We start from the raw sequence: 20,911 nt of genomic DNA, 5'->3' as shown, positions 1-20,911 counted from the left end.
CGAGGGCGCTGGCCGCTGGCCCGGCCCTCGGAGCGCTATGCCACGTCCGGCTGCTGCTCCGTCACCGACAGCGCGGCCAGCGCCGACGACACCGCGTGGGACGCGCTGATGTCGAGGCGGGTGCTGGTGCCCCGGGCCCGATGACGGACCTCGGAGGCGGCCAGGGTGATGAGTTGGGGCAGGAGATCGGTGCAGCGACGGGCCACCCACCCGGTCCCGGCGGTGGCCAGCCACCACAGACTCGCCGACCGGGTGGGCTCGGGGAACTCGGGTTCGGGGGACGGTACGGGCCCCGTGGCGAGCCCCGCCTCCGCCAGCGACGCGTGGAAGTGCAGCGCGAGCTGCCGGTGCCCCCGCTCCCCCGGGTGCAGCCGGTCCGCGCTCCACATGGCCCGGTCGGTGACCCAGTCGCCTTCCGCGGCATGCAGATGCACCGCGCCGTACCGCTCGGACAGCACGTGCACGACCGCGTTCACGGCCCGCTGACGCCGTGCCAGCGGGCGGGCCAGCGCCCCGGGCAGCCCCAGCATCGAGCCGGGGTCGGGCAGACAGGCGGTGAGCAGGACCGCGCCCTGCCCGGTGAACGCGGCGTACACCTTGTCGAGCCGTTCGGCCACGGCGCGGATGTCGAAGGTGCACCGCAGCGTGTCGTTGACGCCGATGACGACCGAGGCGATGTCCGGCTGTTCGGCCAGCGCGGCCGGGGTCTGGCGGTCCAGGACGTCACGCGTCTGGGCGCCGCTGACCGCGAGGTTGACGAACTCCACGGACGCGTCGGCCGGAGCGAGCCCGTCGGCGAGCAGCGCGGCCCAGCCGCGCCACCCCTCGCCCACGGGATCACCCACCCCTTCGGTGAGGGAGTCACCGAGCGCCACGAACCGGAGGGGTCTCATGCGACGCCCTCCCGAGCCCGGTCCGCCGTGCGGGCGGCCACGGGCGACTCGGGCCGTCCCACCCGGACACCGGCGTCGTGGGCGGCGAGGAACGCCTCGACGGCGGCCGCCCACCCGAAACAGGCCGCACGCGCGCGTGCGGCCTCCCGCCGCTCGCTCTCGGGACGGTCCAGGACCGCCCCTATCGCGTCCGCGAAGGCCTCTCCGTTGTCCGCGGCGGTGGCTCCGGCGGAGCCGATGACCTCGGGGAGCGCGGACGAGGCGCTGGCGACGACGGGGGTGCCGCAGGCCATGGCCTCGAGGGCCGCGAGTCCGAAGGTCTCGGCGGGCCCGGGAGCCAGGCACACGTCCGCGGAGGCCTGGAGACCGCTCAGGAGCGCGCGGTCGCCGACGTGTCCGAGAAAGGTGACCGGCAGCCGCCGCTCACGCGCCCGCTGTTCGAGACGGGCCCGCAGCGGCCCGTCACCGGCCACGACGAGCGCCGCGCGCCGCCCGCGGCGCAGCAGCGCCTCCAGCGCTTCCAGCCCCGTGACCGGCCTCTTCTCGACGGACAGCCGGGAGCACATCACGAGCAGGATCTCGTCCACGCGCGCGTGCCGGGCCCGCAGCCCCGGGTCCCGCAGCGCGGGGTGCCGGCCTTCCAGGTCGACGCCCAGCGGGGCGCGTACGACGTTGCGTGCCCCGATGCGGACGAACTCGCGCTCCGCGAACTCCGTGGTGCACACGACGCGTGAGTAGTGGTGCGCGGTACGGATGTTGAGGGCGTCGGAGGTCCGCCGGGCCATGCCCTCGGACATGCCCCAGGTGCGCAGGACGCCGTCGGCGGTCTCGTGGGAGACCATCACGGCGGGCACCCGGGCGCGCCGCGCCCAGACGCCGGTCCAGCGCAGCGTCGTACGGTCGGACACCTCAAGACGGTCGGGCGCGAGCGCGTCCAGGAGTCCTGCCACGCGCCCCTTGTCGGTGAGGACGCGGTAGCCGCCGGTGCCGGGCAGCAGCGGGCCCGGCAGGGTGATGACCCGGCCCTGTTCGGTCTCGCGGTCCGAGGCGCGCTCTCCGGGCACGATCAACACGGGCTTGTGCCCCGCCGCCAGGTATCCGGCGCCCAGTTCGCGCAGGGCGGTCCGCAGACCGCCTGAGGAGGGGGCGACGAAGTTGGCGAGCCGGACGATCCGCAGGGGCCCGCTCATGCCGCGACCACCGCCCGTCCGGAGAGCACGTCGGTGTAGTGCCCGATGAGCTGGTCCCCGACGGCCGCCCAGGTGCGGCCCTCGACCGTACGCCTCGCTTCGGCGCCGAAGGCGGCCCGCAGCGCGGGGTCGGCGGCGAGCGACCGCACGGCGTCGCGTACGGCGGTCTCGTCGCGCGGCGGGACCAGCAGCCCGGTCCGCCCGTGTGCCACCAGGTCGAGCGGTCCGCCGGCGGCGGGTGCGACGACGGGGACGCCGCTCGCCATCGCTTCCTGGACGGTCTGGCAGAACGTCTCGAAGGGGCCGGTGTGCACGAAGACGTCCAGCGAGGCGAAGATCCGGGCGAGTTCGTCGCCGGTACGACGCCCCAGGAAGACGGCCCCGGGCAGTGTCTGCGTCAGGTTCTGCTGGCTGGGTCCGTCGCCCACGACGACCACCCGTACGCCCTTCAGGCCGCAGACTCCGGCGAGGAGTTCGACCTGCTTCTCGGGGGCGAGACGGCCTACGTAGCCGATGATCAGCTCGCCGTTCGGGGCGAGCTCACGGCGGAGAGTGTCGTCCCGGTGTTCCGGCCGGAAACGGACGGTGTCCACCCCGCGCTGCCACAGCCGTACCCGGGGCACGCCGTGTGCCTCCAGGTCGTGCTGAGCGGCGCTGGACGGGGCGAGGGTGATGTCGGCGGCGGCGTGGACCGAGCGGATGCGGCGCCAGGCCGCCGCCTCGCCCGCATGCACGTAGGTGCGGGCGTAGCCGGCGAGATCGGTCTGGTAGACGGCCACGGCGGGGATGCCGAGCCGGCCCGCGGCGGCCATGCCGCGGACGCCGAGGACGAAGGGGCTGGCCAGGTGGACGATGTCGGCGCGGTGTTCGGTGATCGCGGCGGCGACGCGTCGGCTGGGGAGGGCGACGCGGACCTGGGGATAGCCGGGGAGCGGTAGGGAGGGGACACGGACGACGGGGCACGGCGCGAGGGCGTCGGGCCCGTTCCCGACGGGGGTCCCCCCCTGTTCGAGCGAAGCCGAGAACTTGGGGGAGGTGGCCGGGGCGACGACGACGGGGGCGTGACCGCGCTCGACGAGGTGTCGGGCGGTCTGGAGCGCGCAGTGGGCCACGCCGTTCACATCGGGGGGAAAGGATTCGGTCACGATGACGACACGCATACCCGTGTTGTCGTCGGGCTGGACGTGGCCGCGTCAACGTGGATCTTTCCAGCTGAGGAACGTCCCGTGAGCGTTGCGCTCCGCAGGCCCCAGGATCACGGACCGGTCACGCTCCGGCGTCCGGGCCCGTACCAACGGGATACGGGCCGACGACGGGACGCTCACACGACGGTTTCACGCGGCGGTTCACACCGCCGTCCGCTCCGCCGTCCACTCCGCTGCTCATACCGCCGTCCACTCGGCTGTTCACACGGCGGACGCGTCCGGTCCGATGCGGCTGCGTACCGCGGTCTGTACCTCGGCCTCCTCGGCCGGATCGGCGGCGAGCCGCCGGAGCTGGTCGACCACCCGGGCGTCCGCGGTCTCGGCGTGTCGCGCGGCCACCTCGCGGGTGGACTCCTCGCAGTCCCACAGGCACTCGACGGCGAATCCGGCGGGGAAGGAGGGGTCGGTGGCGGCCAGCGCGCGGGCCGCGCGCCCGCGCAGATGGGACGAGGCGGTCTCCCGGTAGACATGCCGCAGCACGGGGGCCGCGTTGGCGATGCCCAGCCGTCCGGCGCCGTCGACGAGGGTCCACAGGGTCGGGGCGTCGGGCCCGTCGCCCCGTACGGCCTCGCGGAGGGCGCCGAGGACGAGGTCACGGTCCGGGACGCCGCCCCGGCAGGCGAGGACGCGCCCGGCGGCCTCGCCTAGGGCGTCGGGCCGGTGGACCCAGCCGCGCGCCCGCTCCACTGCGGCGATGGACCGCATCCGTTCGAAGGCGTCCACGGCGGCGTCCACGACGAGGCGTGAGGCGGCGGCCTGGGCGGCCTCGATGAGGTCGAGCACGTCGGGGTCCTGGCTGTCGGCGAGATAGCGCAGGGCGGTGCAGCGCGCGCCGTCGTCTCCGGTGCGGGCGGCCTCGACGATCTCGGGGCGGTCCTCGGGCCCGGCGACGGCGGTCAGGCATCGGGCGGCCGGGACGTGGAGTGCCGCTCCGCGTTCGACGCCCTGTTGGGCCCACTCGAAGACGGCCCGCACGCTCCATTCCGGGCGGGGCCCGGACGGTCGCATCTGCCGTTGCCATCGGTCGAAGGAGCCGGATTCCTGAGCGGCACGCACGCGCGTGCCGATGGATTCGCGGGGATCTTCGGCCCACAGGCGCCAGGGCCGCGGTTCGAAGGAGTCCCGTACGACGACCGCCAGTTCGGCCTCTCCCTCGGGATCGGCGGGGAACCGGGCGAGGACGGGAGCGGCGAGGGCGCGCAGTCCCGCGTCGTCGTCGCGCAGCGCCAGTTCATCGAGGGCCCAGGCCCAGTTGGCGCCGCAGGCGGCGTACCGCCGGAGCAGTTCGAGCGCGTCACGCCTGCCGTACGAGGCGAGATGGCCGAGGACGGCGAGCGCGAGGCCCGTGCGTGACTCGTCCGTGTCGAGGACGTCGTCCGCGTCGAAGAGGTGTGCCTCGATCTCGTCGAGCTCACCGCTCAGGTCGAGAAAGAGACGGGCGTAGTAAAGGGAGCGGTTCTCCACCTGCCAGTCGTGGCGGGGGTCGCGCAGCACACAGTGATTCAGTGCCGCGAGCGCTTCGGCGCGCGGGGCGGTGAGCGCGTGCAGCGTGCCGTCGCCGCGGCCCCTCTGGAGCAGGCCGAGCAGCGTACCGCTGGGCGCTATGACCGGATCGAACATGGGAAACAGCCTCACATCAAGCGTCGACGCAACCGGGATCCTGCTTTACCTGGCCGCGAGACAACACGTCGGGGCGCCCGCCGTTTCCTGCTTGCTGTAGACCATCTTCCTCTGCCTCTCGTCGGTGGCCCGTGCGGGCCGCATCACGGTCCGCGCGGTGCGGCAACACCTGCCCAGCCATCGCGTCCATGAATCACGACGTCATGATGACCCAGCGGTTCTCGCTGCCGCGACCGCATTTCCGGCGGCCCCGTACCGCCTCCCCCAAAATCGTGGTTTCGCCTGGTCAAGGCGGTTTGTTCAGTGCACGCCGAACAGTTCGAGCAGTTCGGCCTTGGCGAACATCCGAGCCGTGTCGACGGCGGAGGGCGTCCCCGCGGAGGGGTCCGCGCCCGCGGCCAGGAGGACCCGGATCACGGCGTCCTCGCCCTTGAAGACGGCTCCGGCGAGCGGAGTCTGCCCCCGGTCGTTGATGCGGTCGGGCTCGGCACCGCGCTCCAGGAGGGCGCTGACGGCGTCGGCGTGGCCGTGGTAGGCGGCGAGCATCACGAGCGAGTCACCCCGGTCGTTGGTGAGGTTGGCCGGAACACCCGCGTCCACATATGCCACGAGCGCCTCGGCCTGCCCCTGCCGGGCCAGATCGAAGATCTTGGTCGCCAGCTCCACGACCTCGGGGTCGGGGGCTTCACTCATCGGCGGACCGCCTCTCACTGGGACAAGACTGCGCGACAACACTGCGCGACAACGAACGGGACTGCGGGAACGTGCGGCCGTCAGCGGTGCGGCCGTACGAGTGAATCGCCAGCGTACTGGCTCCGCGGGCACATGACCGGGCCCGGCCGAGGCAAAGATCACCATGAAACCGGCAAAACCGTCGCGCGATCGCTCTGGAGGTGCAGCAAGACAGGGCCGCGCGGGTGAAATATCGATAAATTCACCCTGTTGCACCTTTTATCGTATGGATACATCCTGTGATCCTGGAAGTACTCATGGTGACTGTCCCCCTCGACCAGGAGAACTCTCATGATCCTGTCCATCTCAGGTGTGGTTCTGCTCGGCATCATCGTCTTCCTCTTCTTCCGGAAGGACGGACTCAAGGCCTCGCACGCGATGGTCTGCGCCCTCTTCGGGTTCTACCTCGCGGGTACGGCCATCGCCCCGAGCATCACGGCCGGCGGCGCGAGCCTGGCCGGAATGCTCGGCGGGATCAAGTTCTGACGCCCATCCCGTTCGCACGCACCTTCAGGAGACAGCAGTGGCCCGGCGCCCTCTCCCCCGCATTCTCAGTACCGGCAGCGCGCAGATCGCCCGCAGCCGGGACCTGGCCCGGACGGCCGCCGACAGCGCCACCGATGTCCTGCACCCGCTGATCACGATCACTCGTGGACTGCGCCGGCTGGCGGCCGCCGGACGGCGCAAGTGGGCGGACACCCCCAAGGACCGGCGCGGTCCACTGCTGTTCCTGGTGGCCTCGGTCGTTCTGATCGTGGCCCTCGTCCCGTACGGGCCACTGCTCGCCGTCATCACCCTGATGGCGGCATCCGCGTGGCACGGCCGCGACCGCACCCCGACCGGGCCGAAGGGGCCCGACGAGGCGCAGACCAAGCGTCTGGAGGCGCTCTACGAAGCGCTCGTCCCCTACTTCTCGGTTCCCGACGACCCGGCGCCGCTCTATACGCACGGCGGGGAGTGGGACGAGGCCTTCGCCTCGTACGAGTTCGACGACACCGGCCGTATCTCCCACCTCTCGCTCCGCTACCCCGCCTACTTCACCGACGGGGAGGAGGCGGCGCGTGCCCGTATCGAGCAGTTGCTGCACACCAAGTCGGGACGCGGGCGCGAGTACCGCTTCACGTGGGACGAGGAGGGCAACCAGCTCACGGTCACGGTGCTGCCGCCGCTTCCCACCGATATCGCCGCCCAGCGCTTCGTGACGGCTCCGGGCGAGACCGTCCTCGGCTTCACCGACCCCGCGGGAGTCCAGCGCACGCTCCCACTCGGTTTCGGCGAGGACCGGCGAGACGTTCCACCGGTCGTCTGGCGCACCGGCGGGCGCTCGACCGAGCCGCACCTGCTCGCGGTCGGCGGGCCCTGCAGCGGCACGACCACCCTGCTGCGTTCGGTGGCGCTGCAGGCCCTCCAGCACGGCGACGTGCTGATCGTCGAGGGCGGCGGCACCGGCGAGTTCGCGTGTCTGACCGGCCGCGACGGCGTCCTGGCCGTCGAATGCGGCCTGGCGGGCGCGCTGGCCGGCCTGGAGTGGGCGGCGCACGAGACGGAGCGCCGCCTCATCGCCGCGAACCGTGCCCGGCAGGCGGGTCACACCCCGCCGGAGGACACGAAGCGTCCCCTCTGGCTTCTCCTCGACCGCCCGACCGCCCTCAGCCACCTGGCGGCGGCCGACGGCCGCGAGGACCCGCAGACCCTCCTCCAGGTGCCGCTCCGTCACGGCCGCGCGGCCGGTGTGACGGTGGTGGTGGCCGAGCAGTTCGACGCCCTGGAGTCACTCAGCGAGGCGGTACGCGGGCACACGCGCGCGCGTGTCGTGCTCGGCCCCGCGTCGATGAGCCAGCTCGCAGAGGTGCTCGGCTCTCCCCCGCCCACGACTCCGACACGCGACGTGCCGCCCGGCCGCGGCTACGCACGGTTGGGCTCGGGCCCGGTCCACCGCCTCCAGGTACCGGCGACCCCGGACCCGTACGACGAGGCGACGAGCGAGGCCCACCGTCAGGCGGTGCTCGGTCTACTGCCGCAGCACACGACTCCGGTGGACGCACAACCGCCGGACACGGCCCCGAAGGACCTCGTGGCCACGGCCCAGGAAAGCCCCGTGAGCATCACCGCACCGGGTGCGGTGGGCGTCCCGGCGGAAGGCTGACGGAGCCGAGCACGAGGAGTCACGCGCGAGGGTGCGCGGCACCCTCGCTCCACCAGTTCCCCTCGCCACCCGCCACCCGCCCGTCGCCAGCTGCCAGGCGCGCCGCGCTTCCCGGTGCCCAGGACGCCGGAGGCATCACCGCGGAAGGCCCGAGGGGGAGCGTCACACCACGAACATGCGCGGCGTCTAGGTTCCGCCGTTCGCCGCCCGCTCCACCAGACAGTCGGCAGCGACCAGGCCTGCCGCGCCTTTCTGGCGCCCAGGCGACAGAGACGTCACCGCAGAAGGCGGGAGGGCCGGAAGCGTCACGCCACGAACGTGCGTGGTGCCTCCATTCCGCCGTTCGCCCCCGTTTCGACCAGTCGGGCGGCCGCGGCGAGTCGTGCCGCGGCTTCGTCGGCGACCGCGCCGCCGACGGTGAACGGCAGCCGTACATAGCCCTCGAAGGCCCCGTCGACTCCGAAGCGGGGCCCGGAGGGGACGCGCACGCCCACCCGCTCGCCGACCTCGGCCAGTCGCGAACCGGACAGACCGCCCGTACGCACCCACAGCGTGAGCCCGCCGCGCGGCACGTCGTACTCCCAGCCGGGCAGTTCGCGACGCAGGGCCGCCACGAGCGCGTCGCGGTTCTCGCGGGCCTGGGTGCGCCGGATCTCCACCGCCTGCTCCCAGCCACCGGTACTGAGCAGCCAGTTCACGCCGAGCTGTTCCAGGACGGGGGTGCCGAGGTCGGCGTACGCGCGGGCCGCGACCAGGCTGCGGATCACGTCGGGGGCGGCCCGGACCCAGCCGATCCGCATGCCCGCCCAGAACGCCTTGCTGGCCGAGCCGACCGTGATGACCGTGGACCCGGCCGGGTCGAACCCGCAGACGGGGCGCGGCACTTCGAAGCCCTCGTCCAGATGGAGCTCGCTCATGGTCTCGTCCACGATCAGCACCGTGCCGGCGGAGCGGGCCGCGTCGACGAGCCGACGCCGCTGGTCCTCGTCGGCGAGCGCGCCGGTCGGGTTGTGGAAGTCCGCGACGACGTACGCGAGCCGGGGCGCCGCGTCGCGCAGCACCTGCCGCCAGCGGTCCATGTCCCAGCCCGCGAGCCCCTCGGCCATGGCGACGGGCACCAGCCGGGCCCCGGCCTCGCGCATCAGCTGAAGGATGTTGGCGTACGAGGGCGACTCGACGGCGATGCGCTCGCCACGCCCGGCGAAGAGGTGACAGATGGCGTCTATGGCGCCCATGGCTCCGGTCGTCACCATGATCTGTTCGGGCATGGTCGGGATGCCGCGCGCGGTGTACCGCTCGGCGAGCATCTCGCGCAGCGCGGGCAGCCCCGCCGGATAGTCGCCGTGCGTGTGGGCGTACGGCGGGAGCTCCTCCAGCGCGCCCTGGACGGCACGCGTCAGCCATGGCTCGGGGGCGGGCAGGGCCGCGCAGCCCAGGTCGATCATGGAGCCGAGGGCCTCGGGCGGCAGGGGTTCGAGGCCTCGCGCGGGCAGCGGGTTCCCGGCCGGTACGGCCGTCCAGCTGCCCGCTCCCCTGCGGGACTCCAGAAACCCTTCGGCGCGCAGCGCCTCGTAGGCGGCGGCCACGGTGGTGCGGCTCACGGAGAGGGAGAGGGCGAGTTCGCGCTCGGCGGGCAACCGCGCGGCGACGGGAACGCGCCCTTCGAGGACGAGCAGACGGATGCCGTCGGCGAGGGCACGATAAGCGGGCGGACGGCGTGTGCCGGGGCCCGCCGGGCGCTCCTGCTGGGAGCTGAGCAGCCGCGCGAGCTGAGCGGCACCTACCGCCGAGGTCCACTGCGCCATGATCTCCAGTCCACCTTTCCCGAATTGGCCATGGAAGAGGTTTCTTCTCAAGCCACAGAGTGTCATGGGTCAGGCCACTATCGCCACCAGGGGGCACCTCTTGTCCACTCCGCCGTCGGGTCCGCGTTCGGGGCACCTCATCCGCCGACTGTTCCAGCTGTACGTGGGCCTGGTGCTGTACGGCGCGAGCGTGGCCCTCCTCGTGGAGTCGGACCTGGGTCTGGCGCCCTGGAGCGTCCTGGACCAGGGCCTCGCCGAGCGGACCGAGCTGACCATCGGTGTCGTATCGATCATCGTCGGAGCCGCGGTTCTTCTCCTGTGGATCCCGATGCGTCAGCGCCCCGGCCTCGGCACGGTCTCCAACGTCTTCGTGGTCGGCATCGCGATGGACGCCACGCTCGCCCTGGTCCCGGAGGCACACACCCTCGGGGTTCGTATCCCCCTTCTCCTGGCGGGCGTCCTGCTCAACGGCGTGGCGACCGGCCTCTACATAGCGGCCCGTTTCGGTCCGGGCCCGCGCGACGGCCTGATGACGGGGCTCCACCGGCGCACCGGCCGCTCGATCCGGCTGGTGCGTACGGCCATCGAACTGGCCGTGGTGGCGACGGGCTTCGTCCTCGGCGGCACGGTCGGCGTGGGCACGGCCCTCTACGCGGTGGCCATCGGCCCGTTGGCCCAGCTCTTCCTGCGAGTGTTCGCCGTCCCCTCGTCCTCATCGGGTAGCAGCACGGTTGTTGCCACCGGGCAACCGGAGCAGGCGATACTGCGCGGGTGAGCACCCGGATACGCCACCCCTACCTCGACCATCCCGGCCCGATCGCCTTCGCCCACCGGGGCGGGGCCGCGGACGGCCTGGAGAACACCACGGCCCAGTTCCGACGCGCGGTCGAGGCCGGCTACCGATACATCGAGACCGATGTACACGCCACGGTGGACGGAAAACTCGTCGCCTTCCACGACGCGACGCTGGACCGCGTGACCGACGGGGCGGGCCGGATAGCGGACCTCCCCTGGGGCGACGTACGGCACGCGCGCGTGGCGGGTGCCGAACCGGTCCCCCTCTTCGAGGAGCTGCTGGAGACGTTCCCCGACGTCCGCTGGAACGTCGACATCAAGGCGGAGCCCGCACTGCACCCCCTGCTCGACCTGATCCGCCGCACCGGCTCCTGGGACCGCGTCTGCGTCGGTTCCTTCTCCGAGGCGCGGGTCGCCCACGCACAGCGCCTGGCCGGTCCGCGCTTGGCGACCTCGTACGGCACCCGGGGCGTCCTCGGACTGCGGCTGCGGTCGTGGGGCATCCCGGCCCCGCTGCGCCCCTCGGCGGTCTGCGCCCAGGTGCCGGAGTCCCAGTCGGGCATCCCCGTGGTCGATCACCGATTCGTGCGTGCCGCCCACGCGCGCGGGCTGCAGGTCCACGTCTGGACGGTCAACGATTCCGCCCGGATGCACCGGCTCCTGGACCTGGGGGTCGATGGCATCATGACCGATCACATCGAGACGCTGCGCGGGGTCCTGGAGGACCGCGGCACCTGGGTCTGACGGCCCGGCGCACCACGTGACGTCCGCGTACGGGGACTGCGACGGGGAAGCGAGGGCACGGGTGGGCACCGACACCGTGCGGGAACGGGCGGCCGACGACGCCGTGGAACGGCGGCGCGAACAACGCGGCTGGTACTTCTACGACTGGGCCTGCTCCGTCTACTCGACCAGCGTGCTCACCGTCTTCCTCGGCCCCTATCTGACGTCGGTCGCCAAGGCGGCGGCGGACGCGGACGGGTTCGTGCACCCGCTGGGGATCCCCGTGCGCGCCGGCTCCTTCTTCGCGTACTGCGTGTCGGCGTCCGTCATCCTGTCGGTCTTCCTGATGCCGATGGCGGGCGCGGCGGCCGACCGCACGGGCCGCAAGAAGCCGCTCCTCGCGGTCACCGCCTACCTGGGCGCGGCGGCCACCGCGGGCATGTTCTTCCTGGACGGCGACCGCTATCTGCTGGGCGGCCTCCTGCTCATCGTGGCCAACGCCTCACTGGCCGTCTCGATGGTGCTCTACAACTCCTATCTGCCGCAGATCGCCCCGCCCGAGGAGCGCGACGCCGTCTCGTCGAGGGGCTGGGCCTTCGGGTACGCGGCGGGCGCGCTGGTCCTGGTGGCGAACCTGGTCCTGTACTCGGCCCACGACAGCTTCGGCGTCTCCGAGGCGACGGCGGTCCGCATCTGCCTGGCCTCGGCCGGTATCTGGTGGGGCGCCTTCACGCTCGTACCGCTCAAACGGCTGCGCGACCGCCGCACGACGACCTCTTCGGGTACGTCCACGCACGGCCGGCGGCAGCTGGCGGCCACCGTGCGGAGCATGCGCCGCCAGCCGCACACGCTCGCCTTCCTCCTCGCCTACCTCGTCTACAACGACGGCATCCAGACGGTCATCTCGCAGGCATCCGTGTACGGATCCGAGGAGCTGGGGCTCGACCAGTCGACGCTGATCGTCGCCGTGCTGCTGGTCCAGCTGCTGGCGGTGGCCGGGGCCCTCGGGATGGGCCGACTCGCCCGGACGTACGGCGCCAAACGGACCATCCTCGGCTCACTGGTCGCCTGGACGGTGACGCTGTGCGCCGGATACTTCCTGCCCGCCGGCGCACCTGTCTGGTTCTTCGTCCTCGCGGCCGGCATCGGGCTCGTCCTCGGCGGCAGCCAGGCGCTGTCGCGGTCCTTGTTCTCGCATCTGGTGCCGCCCGGCAAAGAGGCCGAGTACTTCTCCGCGTACGAGATGAGCGACCGCGGTATGAGCTGGCTCGGCCCGCTTCTGTTCGGTCTGACGTACCAGCTGACCGGAAGTTATCGGGACGCGATCATCTCGCTGGTGGCCTTCTTCGTGCTGGGATTCGTGCTGCTCGCGAGGGTTCCGGTGCGCCGGGCGGTGCACGACGCGGGCAACCCCGTTCCGGACAGGATTTAGCGCCGAGGGCCAAAGGCCGGTAGTGTACGCGTTTGGCCTGCCAGGCGTACCGTTACTGCGCGTCAAAGATGCCGAAACGCTGGGTGACATCTGCTCTCAGATGTGACAAACCGGGCGCAGGTGGGTACAACAAGGGGCGGCTACGACGGCGACGCATGACCCGGAACGGGAATCTTTACCGCCGACCGGACGTTGACCGGATGACGACGACAGCGACACCTGTCCTGTGGGCGACAAGCCCGGGAGGCACGATTCATGAGTGAGCGAGCTCTTCGCGGCACGCGCCTCGTGGTGACCAGCTACGAGACGGACCGCGGCATCGACTTGGCTCCGCGCCAGGCCGTGGAGTACGCATGCGAGAAGGGCCATCGTTTCGAGATGCCCTTCTCGGTGGAGGCGGAGATCCCGCCGGAGTGGGAGTGCAAGGTCTGCGGGGCCCAGGCACTCCTGGTGGACGGCGACGGCCCTGAGGAAAAGAAGGCCAAGCCAGCGCGTACGCATTGGGACATGCTGATGGAGCGGCGCACACGGGAGGAGCTCGAAGAGGTCCTCGAAGAGCGTTTGGCCGTGCTTCGCTCCGGAGCCATGAACATTGCGGTCCACCCTCGGGACAGCCGCAAGTCCGCGTAGCCCCTCCGGGGGCTGGGCGGCATACAACGCACGCACCCAACCGCGGGTGCCGTACCTCTGGGTACGGTGCCTGCGGTTTTGTGCGTGCGGATGGCTTTTGGGTGTCTTTTCGTGTTTGGGTGCGCGCCCGTCGTGGCTGGTCGCGCAGTTCCCCGCGCCCCTAGGTAGCCAGACCCTCCGGCCCCACAAGGCTGAGCCCCTCCTGCGGCTACTCAGCCCCTCCGGCGTTTGAGGAGCGGGGGTTCGGGGGCGGAGCCCCTGAGTAGGGACGGGAATGGGTAGGGGCGGCGGGGGCGAGGAAAACCCTCGGCGTCAGCCGTTCAGCGGGGGCCTCGGACCCGCGTCTTCCTGACGGCGGTCCCGCGACTCGTCGTCACGGATGACCTCGCCCGGGACGACCTTCCCGTCAGGCCGGTGGATACGTGCCTGCTGGAAGGCACCCCCGAGCGTCCCAGCGCCTGCCTCCCGCATCTTGCGCTCGAACGTCCGCTCCGCATACCGGCTGAGCCCCTTCTGGACCGGCGGAACCAGCAGCAACAGACCCAGCGCGTCGGAGATCAGCCCGGGCAGCATCAGCAGCAGCCCGCCCAGCATCATCAGACCGTTGCCCTCGGAATTCGTACCGCCCTGCGGCAGCACCCCGCTCTGCTGTTGCTGCAATGTCTCGCTCAGCGCGCGGAAGGCACGGCGTCCGGCGCGCTTGATGACCACACAACCGAGAACGAATCCGGCGACCAGCAGCAGGAAGACCGTGAAGCCGCTCGTGGCGCCCGCCACCACGATCAGCAGCCAGATCTCCAGCACCAGCCATGCGGCGATGCCGAGCGGCAGGAACCGGAGCACGCCGGAGCGCCGGGGCCGTACGGAGTGGGGCGGAGTCGAAGCGCCATGCGTCATGCGTCCAGTGTGCCTGGGCCCGGCTCAGTACGGGATAAACGGGTGGTCAGTGACGCCTGTGAACGTGAAAGTGATGGTGAAGTCGGGCCCTGCGACCGGGTGAAGCCGGACCCGGCGGTCGAACGAGTTCGACCGAGTTCGACCGAGTCAGCCCACCGCGCATCCGAACCGCATAGCCAATCCCTACGGCCAGTCCCTAGGGCCAATCCCTACAGGCCATCCCCACAGCCGGACCGCCCCAGGCTCAGGACTTCTTCCGCCCCAGGATCCGATCCGCCCGCTCCCCGACCCCCCACGTGGTCACCCTCCACAGGGCCTCCACCAGGATGTCGCGGCTCATCTTGGAGTCGCCCAGTTCGCGTTCGACGAAGGTGATGGGCACCTCGACCACGTGATAGCCGGCCTTGACCGCCCGCCGCGCCAGGTCGACCTGGAAGCAGTAGCCCTGCGAGGCGACCTCGCCGAGGCCGAGGCCCTCCAGGGTCTCGCGGCGGAAGGCGCGGTAGCCGCCGGTGACGTCGCGGATCGGCACGTCGAGCAGGACGCGCGAGTACAGGCTGCCGCCGCGCGAGATGAACTCGCGGGACTTGGGCCAGTTGACCACGCGCCCGCCCGGCACCCAGCGAGAACCGAGCACCAGGTCGGCACCCTTGAGCGCGGTGAGCAGCCGGGGCAGTTCCTCCGGCTGGTGCGAGCCGTCCGCGTCCATCTCGACCAGGACGCCGTACCCGTGCTCCATGCCCCAGCGGAAGCCCGCGAGGTAGGCGGCGCCGAGGCCCTCCTTGCCCTTGCGGTGCAGCACGTGGACGTTCTCGTCCTCGGCGGTCAGCTCGTCGGCGAGCTTGCCGGTGCCGTCGGGGCTGTTGTCGTCGACGATCAGAACGTGCGCCGCGGGCACGGAAGCCCGCACGCGGCCGACGATCGCCTTGATGTTCTCCGCCTCGTTGAAGGTCGGAATGATCACCAAGGTCGTGCCGAGCGGACCGAACTGTCGCCCACCGCCGTCGTTCACAGCTTCCCCTTAAAGACTTCCGTGCGAGGGGCTCCACCATAGCGAGCGCCGCTCTTCACGCCGGTGAGGCACCGACCGGAAAGTTTCCAGAAGGAGGTAGCACTGCGGATCGGGGCCCGGCGCCCTTCGGGCCGACCTGGGACCCGCTGGCTGCGGGTCGACCGAAAGCCGTTGTCTACTGAGCGTCCGGGCCCCACCCGGGTCACACCATCCGGCCGGAACGTTCCCTCGCCCCGTGGCGCGGGCGCTGGGCCTGGCTCCCAGTGGTGGTGCGCCGGTGCGGCACACCATCCCTGACCCAACTGCGCTGCGGCGACTGCGCGGAAGTTCACCGGCCGGACGTCCGGTGGTGGACCCGGCCGAACCTACCGGCCACCTGCCGCTCGCTGTCAACAGTCGTTTGACCTGGGGCTTTTCCCTCAAATGCCTGGTCAGCGCGGAGGATACGCAGGTCGCGCGACGGGGTGGCGGGCCATGATCGACGCCGCGCCACCCCGGGACATCACTCGTCCGGCCGTACGAATACCGTCCGACCGCCCACCACGGTGCGCAGGCAGACGGGCAGTCGCGCGCCGGGCGTGAGGTCGGGCAGTCCGGGGGTACCGGAGCGGGGGTCGGTCGACCAGCGGGCGACCCTGTCGTCCGGGGCCTGGACGACGAGCTCGTCGGTGCGCCACACGGCGTAGTCCGCGGGCGCGCCGGGTACCAGGAGTCCCGCGTCGTCGCGGCCGACCGCCCGCCAGCCGCCCCGCGTATGCGCCGTGAACGCGGCGCGCACGGACACCCGGTGCTCCGGGGTGCGGTGGAAGGCCGCGGCGCGCACGGTGCCCCACGGGTCGAGCGGTGTGACGGGACTGTCGGAGCCGAAGGCGAGCGGCACCCCGGCCCGCAGCAGGGCCGCGAACGGATTGAGCGCCCGGGCCCGCTCGGCGCCGAGGCGCTCGGCGTACATGCCGTCCTCGCCGCCCCACAGCGTGTCGAACGCCGGCTGGACGGAGACGGTGAGGCCGAGTTCGGCGAAGGCGGCGATCGTCTCCGGGGTGAGCATCTCGGCGTGTTCGACGCGGTGCCGGGCGGCACGGACGCGGGCCAGGCCGACCTTCTCCGCCGCGGCACGGACTCCGTCGACCACGGAGGTCACCGCGGCGTCCCCGATGGCGTGGAAGCCCGCCTGAAGGCCCTCCTCGGTACATGCCACCACATGGGCGGCGACGGCGACGGCGTCCAGGTAGGCGGTGCCGGTGTGGCCCGCGTCGGTGTACGGCTCGTGGAGGCAGGCCGTGTGCGAGCCGAGGGCGCCGTCCACGAAGAGGTCGCCCGCCGCGCCGACCGCTCCCAGTGCCTGCGCCTTCGCCACGCCCTCCTCTCCGTGTTCGGCCCAGTAGCCGACGACCCGGGGTCCTGCTTCCCTCGCCGCGAGCCGCAGCAGCCCGGTGAAGTCGTCCTCGGAGGAGATCTCCGGGCCCGCGCACTCGTGCACGGAGCCGATACCGAGCGAGGCTGCCTGCTTCAGCGCGGCACGCTGGGCCTCGGTGCGCTGCTCCGGCGTAACGGCTGCGAACGCGGCGGCGCGTACGGCGTGATGGGCGTCGCGGGTGAGCGGTTCGCCGTCCTCGAAGCCGACCGCCCGGCGTACGCCCGGCGCCATGTCAAGGAGAGCCGTGGTGACGACGGCCGAGTGGACGTCGATCCGGCTGAGGTAGAGCGGGCGTCCGCCGGTGGCCTCGTCCAGCTCGTCCCGCCTCGGATGCCGCCGCTCGGGCCAGCGGGACGCGTCCCAGCCGTGGCCGAGGAGTACCCGGTCGGCGGGGCGGGCAGCCGCGAAGTCCCGTACGAGGGCGATCGCCTCGGTGAGGGTGCGGGCGGCGGACAGGTCGAGGCCGGTGAGGGCGAGGCCGGTGGCCGTGGTGTGCACGTGCGCGTCGGTGAACGCCGGGGTGACGAGCGCCCCTTCGAGGTCCACCACCTCGTCGACGCCGTCCGCGAACGCGTCGGCAGCGCCCTCGGAGCCGACCCAGGCGACCTGCCCGCGTTCCACGACCATCGCGGTGGCGAACGGGTCGGCGGGGCTGTGCACCTCTCCGCCGCGCAGCAACACGGTTCGGGGGGTGGCGGTGCTCTCACTCATGGGGACCAGTCTCGCCCCTCGGCGCACCCGCCCCGCGCACGGGGTCCCACACTCGGGGTCCCCACGCGCGCGGGCGTCAGATCTTCGGCGGCCGAGCCTCGTACGGCGTGGAGAGGACCACGGTGGTCCGGGTCGACACGCCCGCCAGCGTGCGCACCCGCGCGAGAAGTTCCTCCAGCTCGTGCGGTGTGGAGACGCGGACCTTGAGGATGTAGTTCTCGTCGCCGGCGACGCTGTGGCAGGCCTCGATCTCGGGGACACCGGCCAGTCGCTCGGCGATGTCGTCGGGGGCGCTGGGGTCGAACGGTTTCACCGAGATGAAGGCCGTGAGCGACAGCCCGACGGTTTCCGGGTCGACGACCGCGGCATAGCCGCGGATGACGCCGCGCTGCTCCAGCCGGCGTACCCGCTGGTGCACGGCCGACGTGGACAGGCCCGTAGCCTTGCCCAGGTCGGTGTAGCTCATCCGCCCGTCTTCGACGAGCAACTGCACAATGTGGCGGTCCAGCTCCTCCATGGCGGAGAACCTACAGGGCCCTTGATCCTCTCGGGTACTCTGCGGCGCAGGTCATACCCGGTTTGTGATGTGGCCTGGAGAAGCGGACGAGACACCCGGGGGACAAAACCACCGGGTCGGGCACCTGCGCTCGGCATGTGACGAACGCCACATGATGGCGCTCGGTTCCGTGATGTTCTCGTGATTACCGCAGAGACGGGGCGGGAAGTGCTTGCTGTGGTCGAGGTCGCAGCGCCTTGTCGGCCCACCCGAGGGGGAGTAGCCCATGCAGAGTCTGAAGCGCCCTGGTCGCACCGCGCCCAAGCGGCAGCAGCCCGTCGTCGAGCCCGAGCCGGAGGGCGTTGAACCGGACGCCATGGACGGCGAGGAGCTCGACGCGTACGACACCTTCGAGATGTACCGGGTCTTCTGCCCGGACTGCGCGCAGCCCATCGCGCTCCTCGCGGACGAGGAGATCCTGCCGGAGCACGCGCTGTGCGCGTCGCCGTGGAACCCGTTCGGGCTCACGGTCTGCGCCGGTACGGGCCGCACGGCGGCCGGGGCCCGGCCCGCCGACGAGACGAAGGAGGTTCAGGAGCAGGACACCGCCCTGCTGCTGACGCTCCCTCAGGGCCTCGACTGGCGCACGCAGCCCTTCTCGCACGTCGGCGGCCCCGCCTCGCGCCCCATGCGGGTGCCGGTGATCCGCGACCAGGCCGCCTGAGCGGCACACGGCGAGTGTCCGTCTGAGCGGTCGTCAGTTCCAGTAACTGCCCTGCACCATGGCTCGTAGTCTGTCGTGGTGCAGGATCAGCGTGTCCGGATCCGCCGGGACGACGGCCTCACCGAAGTGCACCTGCCGGTAGGCGATACGCAGCATCACGACGGCGTGCCGCAGGGCCGCGTACAGGATGTGGAAGACCATGTCCCGCGGTGTGCGGCCGGTGAGTTCGGCGTAGCGCCGCTCCACGCGGTCCCGGCGCAGGAAGCCGGGCAGTCCGGGCTGGCCGAAGCTCACGGTGAGGTCCTGGAAGAAGCGGTGCAGGTAGATCATCCAGCCGAGGTCGACCTCGCGCGGGGCCAGGGCAGCCATCTCCCAGTCGAGGACGGCGACGGGTTCGAAGCCGTCGTAGATGACGTTCCCGATGCGTGCGTCACCCCAGTTGAGTACCGTCTCGCCCTCGTCGCGGGGCCAGAGCGCGTCGAGCCGGTCGAAGGCGTCCTCGATGAGTGGTGACCGTGACAGCCCGTCAGTCACCCATGCGTAGTAGGCCCGTTGGGCCTCGACATGGCGTCGCAGCGGGCTGTCGTCGCCCGGCAAAGCGAGGAAGTCCGCCTCCCTGACCGGGACTTGGTCGTGCAGCCGGGCGAGGAGTCCGACCGAGGCGGCCTCCAGTCGCTCCCGCTCGGCGTCGCTCGCCGCGTGCAGCCAGTTGCCCTCGTACGTGTAGGGCATGACGTCCGGCGGTACGCGGCCCTCGACGCGTCCCATGACGAAGAAGGGCGCCCCGAGGGGCCCAGGATCCTCCTCCAGCCACAGCATCCGCGGCATGGGCAGATCCGTACGGTCCGCCACCAGTCGCATGGTGCGGTATTGGCGCGGCAGGTCGTAGACCGGGAAGACGGTGTACGCCGCCGGGTCCGCCGCGAGTCTCAACGCGCAGGCGTGGACCGGGGGTTCGGGGTGCTCGATGGCGAAGAGCAGGGTCTCGCTGGACAGGCCGTTGGAGGCGGGGGCACGGACGTCGACCGCCTTGGCGCCGGGCAGCCGTCCGCCGAGCCAGGCGGTCAGCCGTCGCGTGAGTTCCTCCGGGTCGCGCGTGGTCGTACGCGGACGGGGTGCCGTTGCCATCTCCTCGCTCCCTCCCTCGCCGTCAACTTCCTTACGGAGCAACCGAGTTCCCTACGGGGTAACCAAGTTCCCTACGGGGCAACCGAGTCGAAGCCGGTGAACCCGCTCGGGTCGTGCCGTCCGAACGAGCCGTGCTCGAAGATCCCGTGCCCCACCTGCCCGTCGAGCGTGAAGCGGGCGGCGTGGTCGGTCACGCCGTACGCGGCGAGCCCGAGCGCGGCGGGGTCCGAAAGGTCGTACGTACGCCGGTCGGTCCAGCCGCGCCCCCGCCAGGTGCCGTGCTGCCAGTCCTCGGCGGGCGGATAGCCGGCTCCGACGGCGAGCGGGGAGGAGGTGAGGATCTCGACGCCGAGTTCCGACGGTTTGCGGAAGTCGCCGAGGTGGACGAGCGCACGCTTCGGATGCCTGGTTCCGCTCCGGTAGGTGATCTCGGCCTGGGGCCAGCCGAGTTGACGGTCGCGTTCGCCGTTCCGCACGAGCGTCGCGTCGTTCAGGGTCCGGTAGCCGTCGGCGTCCTCCTGGGTGACGACCATCAGGAAGCGGTCCTCGAAGCGGACGGGACACCAGAGCCAGTGGAAGCCTTCGGTCCGGTGTTCCTCGGCGAGCCGGCCGCCCTCCTCGCCGGGCAGCGGGCGCGTGCCCCAACTGCGGTCGCGGGTGCCGGTCCAGCCGCCAGCGGACAGCCGGATCTCCTCCCCCGCGACCCGGATCCAGCCCTCGCAGCGGCCCGCCTGCACGAAGCGTCGGCCCTCCAACGTGAGGCGGGCGCCCCGGCGTTGGAGGTGATGCGGCTCCCACAGCGCGGGGAACTGCGCCGACCAGGTGATCTCGTACGACAGTCCGTCCGGGTCGTCGGGATCGGCCGCGCAGCTCAGGACGAAGTCCTTCAGGGGCCGCTCGACCAGGATCCGCAACGGGCCCACCGCCATCGTCATCCGGGTGTCGTCGTCCAGCGCGTCGGAGGCGCGCACGGCGTGCAGGGTGTCGCCGACGCGCAGGGTCGCGTACGCGTCGATCACCCCGACGTTCGGGTACACCCCCAGGCCCAGGACGAGCAGGGCCCGCCCCTGGTGGTCGAAGACCTGGAAGATGCAGCGGTCGTACGCGTTCCGGTCCCCTGTCGCCACGTGCTTCATCGAGAGGGGGACCTGGTGCACGGGGTACTCGTCGAGGGCTACGGGGCGGTCGTCGGGCATCGGCTGCCTCCCGGGGCGTACGGCGCGTGACGTCACCCGGAGGGGTGCGGCCCCCTGGCGGCGGAGTTGACGGTACGTCAGAAGGCTGCGGGGAGCCAGAGTCCTGGACGCCCCTCGTGCGGACCTGCGACGTCCCGCACGAGGGCACGTCGCGAACTC

The 20,911-nt window shown here is 71.8% G+C and carries 19 protein-coding genes; 7 read left to right on the top strand and 12 right to left on the bottom strand.

Annotated features, from left to right (window positions below; translation table 11 throughout):
* Positions 1–35: 35 nt before the first annotated feature.
* The 5 genes from OHA11_RS39890 to OHA11_RS39870 form a co-directional block, all read right to left on the bottom strand.
* Positions 36–893, bottom strand: coding sequence for an SGNH/GDSL hydrolase family protein (locus OHA11_RS39890; RefSeq protein ID WP_266504907.1), 858 nt, complete (start codon positions 891–893; stop codon positions 36–38).
* Positions 890–2,083: a glycosyltransferase gene (locus OHA11_RS39885; protein WP_266504905.1), complete on the bottom strand. Its 1,194-nt coding sequence runs from the start codon at positions 2,081–2,083 to the stop codon at positions 890–892. The genes OHA11_RS39890 and OHA11_RS39885 overlap by 4 nt, the downstream gene beginning before the upstream one ends.
* Complete coding sequence (locus tag OHA11_RS39880) at positions 2,080–3,243, bottom strand: glycosyltransferase family 1 protein (protein WP_266504904.1); 1,164 nt, start codon at positions 3,241–3,243, stop codon at positions 2,080–2,082. Before OHA11_RS39880 ends, OHA11_RS39885 begins: the two co-directional genes overlap by 4 nt.
* Positions 3,244–3,489: 246 nt before the next feature.
* Positions 3,490–4,908 (bottom strand): HEAT repeat domain-containing protein, encoded by a 1,419-nt coding sequence (locus OHA11_RS39875; RefSeq protein WP_266504903.1) that lies wholly within the window; start codon positions 4,906–4,908, stop codon positions 3,490–3,492.
* A gap of 300 nt (positions 4,909–5,208) precedes the next feature.
* Positions 5,209–5,601, bottom strand: coding sequence for an ankyrin repeat domain-containing protein (locus tag OHA11_RS39870; protein WP_266504902.1), 393 nt, complete (start codon positions 5,599–5,601; stop codon positions 5,209–5,211).
* A 330-nt stretch (positions 5,602–5,931) separates the two neighbouring features.
* On the opposite strand from OHA11_RS39870, the gene OHA11_RS39865 reads away from it, so the two are divergent.
* The gene (locus OHA11_RS39865) at positions 5,932–6,126 is read left to right on the top strand and encodes a hypothetical protein (protein WP_266504900.1); all 195 of its coding nucleotides are present in this window, start codon (positions 5,932–5,934) and stop codon (positions 6,124–6,126) included.
* Between the two features lie 37 nt (positions 6,127–6,163).
* Complete coding sequence (locus OHA11_RS39860; protein WP_266504897.1) at positions 6,164–7,786, top strand: hypothetical protein; 1,623 nt, start codon at positions 6,164–6,166, stop codon at positions 7,784–7,786.
* Positions 7,787–8,091: 305 nt separating this feature from the next.
* Here the strand turns inward: OHA11_RS39860 and OHA11_RS39855 are convergent, their stop codons facing one another.
* The gene (locus OHA11_RS39855) at positions 8,092–9,591 is read right to left on the bottom strand and encodes a PLP-dependent aminotransferase family protein (RefSeq protein ID WP_266504895.1); all 1,500 of its coding nucleotides are present in this window, start codon (positions 9,589–9,591) and stop codon (positions 8,092–8,094) included.
* A gap of 64 nt (positions 9,592–9,655) precedes the next feature.
* On the opposite strand from OHA11_RS39855, the gene OHA11_RS39850 reads away from it, so the two are divergent.
* From OHA11_RS39850 to OHA11_RS39835, 4 genes are all read left to right on the top strand, one after another.
* Positions 9,656–10,366, top strand: coding sequence for a YitT family protein (locus tag OHA11_RS39850; protein ID WP_266504892.1), 711 nt, complete (start codon positions 9,656–9,658; stop codon positions 10,364–10,366).
* The gene (locus OHA11_RS39845; protein ID WP_266504890.1) at positions 10,363–11,130 is read left to right on the top strand and encodes a glycerophosphodiester phosphodiesterase; all 768 of its coding nucleotides are present in this window, start codon (positions 10,363–10,365) and stop codon (positions 11,128–11,130) included. The genes OHA11_RS39850 and OHA11_RS39845 overlap by 4 nt, the downstream gene beginning before the upstream one ends.
* 61 nt (positions 11,131–11,191) lie before the next feature.
* Positions 11,192–12,541: an MFS transporter gene (locus tag OHA11_RS39840; protein WP_266504887.1), complete on the top strand. Its 1,350-nt coding sequence runs from the start codon at positions 11,192–11,194 to the stop codon at positions 12,539–12,541.
* A 255-nt stretch (positions 12,542–12,796) separates the two neighbouring features.
* Positions 12,797–13,171 carry an RNA polymerase-binding protein RbpA gene (locus tag OHA11_RS39835; RefSeq protein ID WP_003977404.1) on the top strand — a complete coding sequence of 125 codons (375 nt, stop codon included), beginning with the start codon at positions 12,797–12,799 and terminating at the stop codon, positions 13,169–13,171.
* Between the two features lie 312 nt (positions 13,172–13,483).
* Here the strand turns inward: OHA11_RS39835 and fxsA are convergent, their stop codons facing one another.
* The 4 genes from fxsA to OHA11_RS39815 all read right to left on the bottom strand — a co-directional run bounded on the left by fxsA (position 13,484) and on the right by OHA11_RS39815 (position 17,725).
* A complete protein-coding gene (gene fxsA / locus OHA11_RS39830; protein WP_266504884.1) occupies positions 13,484–14,068 on the bottom strand; it encodes an FxsA family membrane protein in 585 nt (194 codons plus the stop codon).
* Between the two features lie 244 nt (positions 14,069–14,312).
* Positions 14,313–15,080 (bottom strand): polyprenol monophosphomannose synthase, encoded by a 768-nt coding sequence (locus tag OHA11_RS39825; protein ID WP_266504881.1) that lies wholly within the window; start codon positions 15,078–15,080, stop codon positions 14,313–14,315.
* Positions 15,081–15,582: 502 nt separating this feature from the next.
* Positions 15,583–17,208 carry an amidohydrolase gene (locus OHA11_RS39820; RefSeq protein WP_266504879.1) on the bottom strand — a complete coding sequence of 542 codons (1,626 nt, stop codon included), beginning with the start codon at positions 17,206–17,208 and terminating at the stop codon, positions 15,583–15,585.
* A 76-nt stretch (positions 17,209–17,284) separates the two neighbouring features.
* Positions 17,285–17,725, bottom strand: coding sequence for an Lrp/AsnC family transcriptional regulator (locus OHA11_RS39815; RefSeq protein WP_266504877.1), 441 nt, complete (start codon positions 17,723–17,725; stop codon positions 17,285–17,287).
* 265 nt (positions 17,726–17,990) lie between these two features.
* Between OHA11_RS39815 and OHA11_RS39810 the strand changes: the two genes are divergently transcribed.
* Entirely contained in the window at positions 17,991–18,428 is a 438-nt protein-coding gene (locus tag OHA11_RS39810; RefSeq protein ID WP_266504876.1) for a hypothetical protein, read from the top strand.
* Between the two features lie 33 nt (positions 18,429–18,461).
* Here OHA11_RS39810 and OHA11_RS39805 read toward each other — a convergent pair whose 3' ends face one another.
* Both OHA11_RS39805 and OHA11_RS39800 read right to left on the bottom strand, forming a co-directional pair.
* Positions 18,462–19,556, bottom strand: coding sequence for a phosphotransferase family protein (locus OHA11_RS39805; RefSeq protein WP_266504874.1), 1,095 nt, complete (start codon positions 19,554–19,556; stop codon positions 18,462–18,464).
* Between the two features lie 71 nt (positions 19,557–19,627).
* Complete coding sequence (locus OHA11_RS39800) at positions 19,628–20,752, bottom strand: hypothetical protein (RefSeq protein ID WP_266504871.1); 1,125 nt, start codon at positions 20,750–20,752, stop codon at positions 19,628–19,630.
* Positions 20,753–20,911 lie beyond the last annotated feature (159 nt).

The sequence above is a fragment of the Streptomyces sp. NBC_00878 genome, assembly GCF_026341515.1.
In the GTDB taxonomy this organism is placed as follows: Bacteria; Actinomycetota; Actinomycetes; order Streptomycetales; family Streptomycetaceae; genus Streptomyces.
Note: the sequence above shows the minus strand (reverse complement) of the source record. Positions and strands in the feature narration are given on the sequence as shown.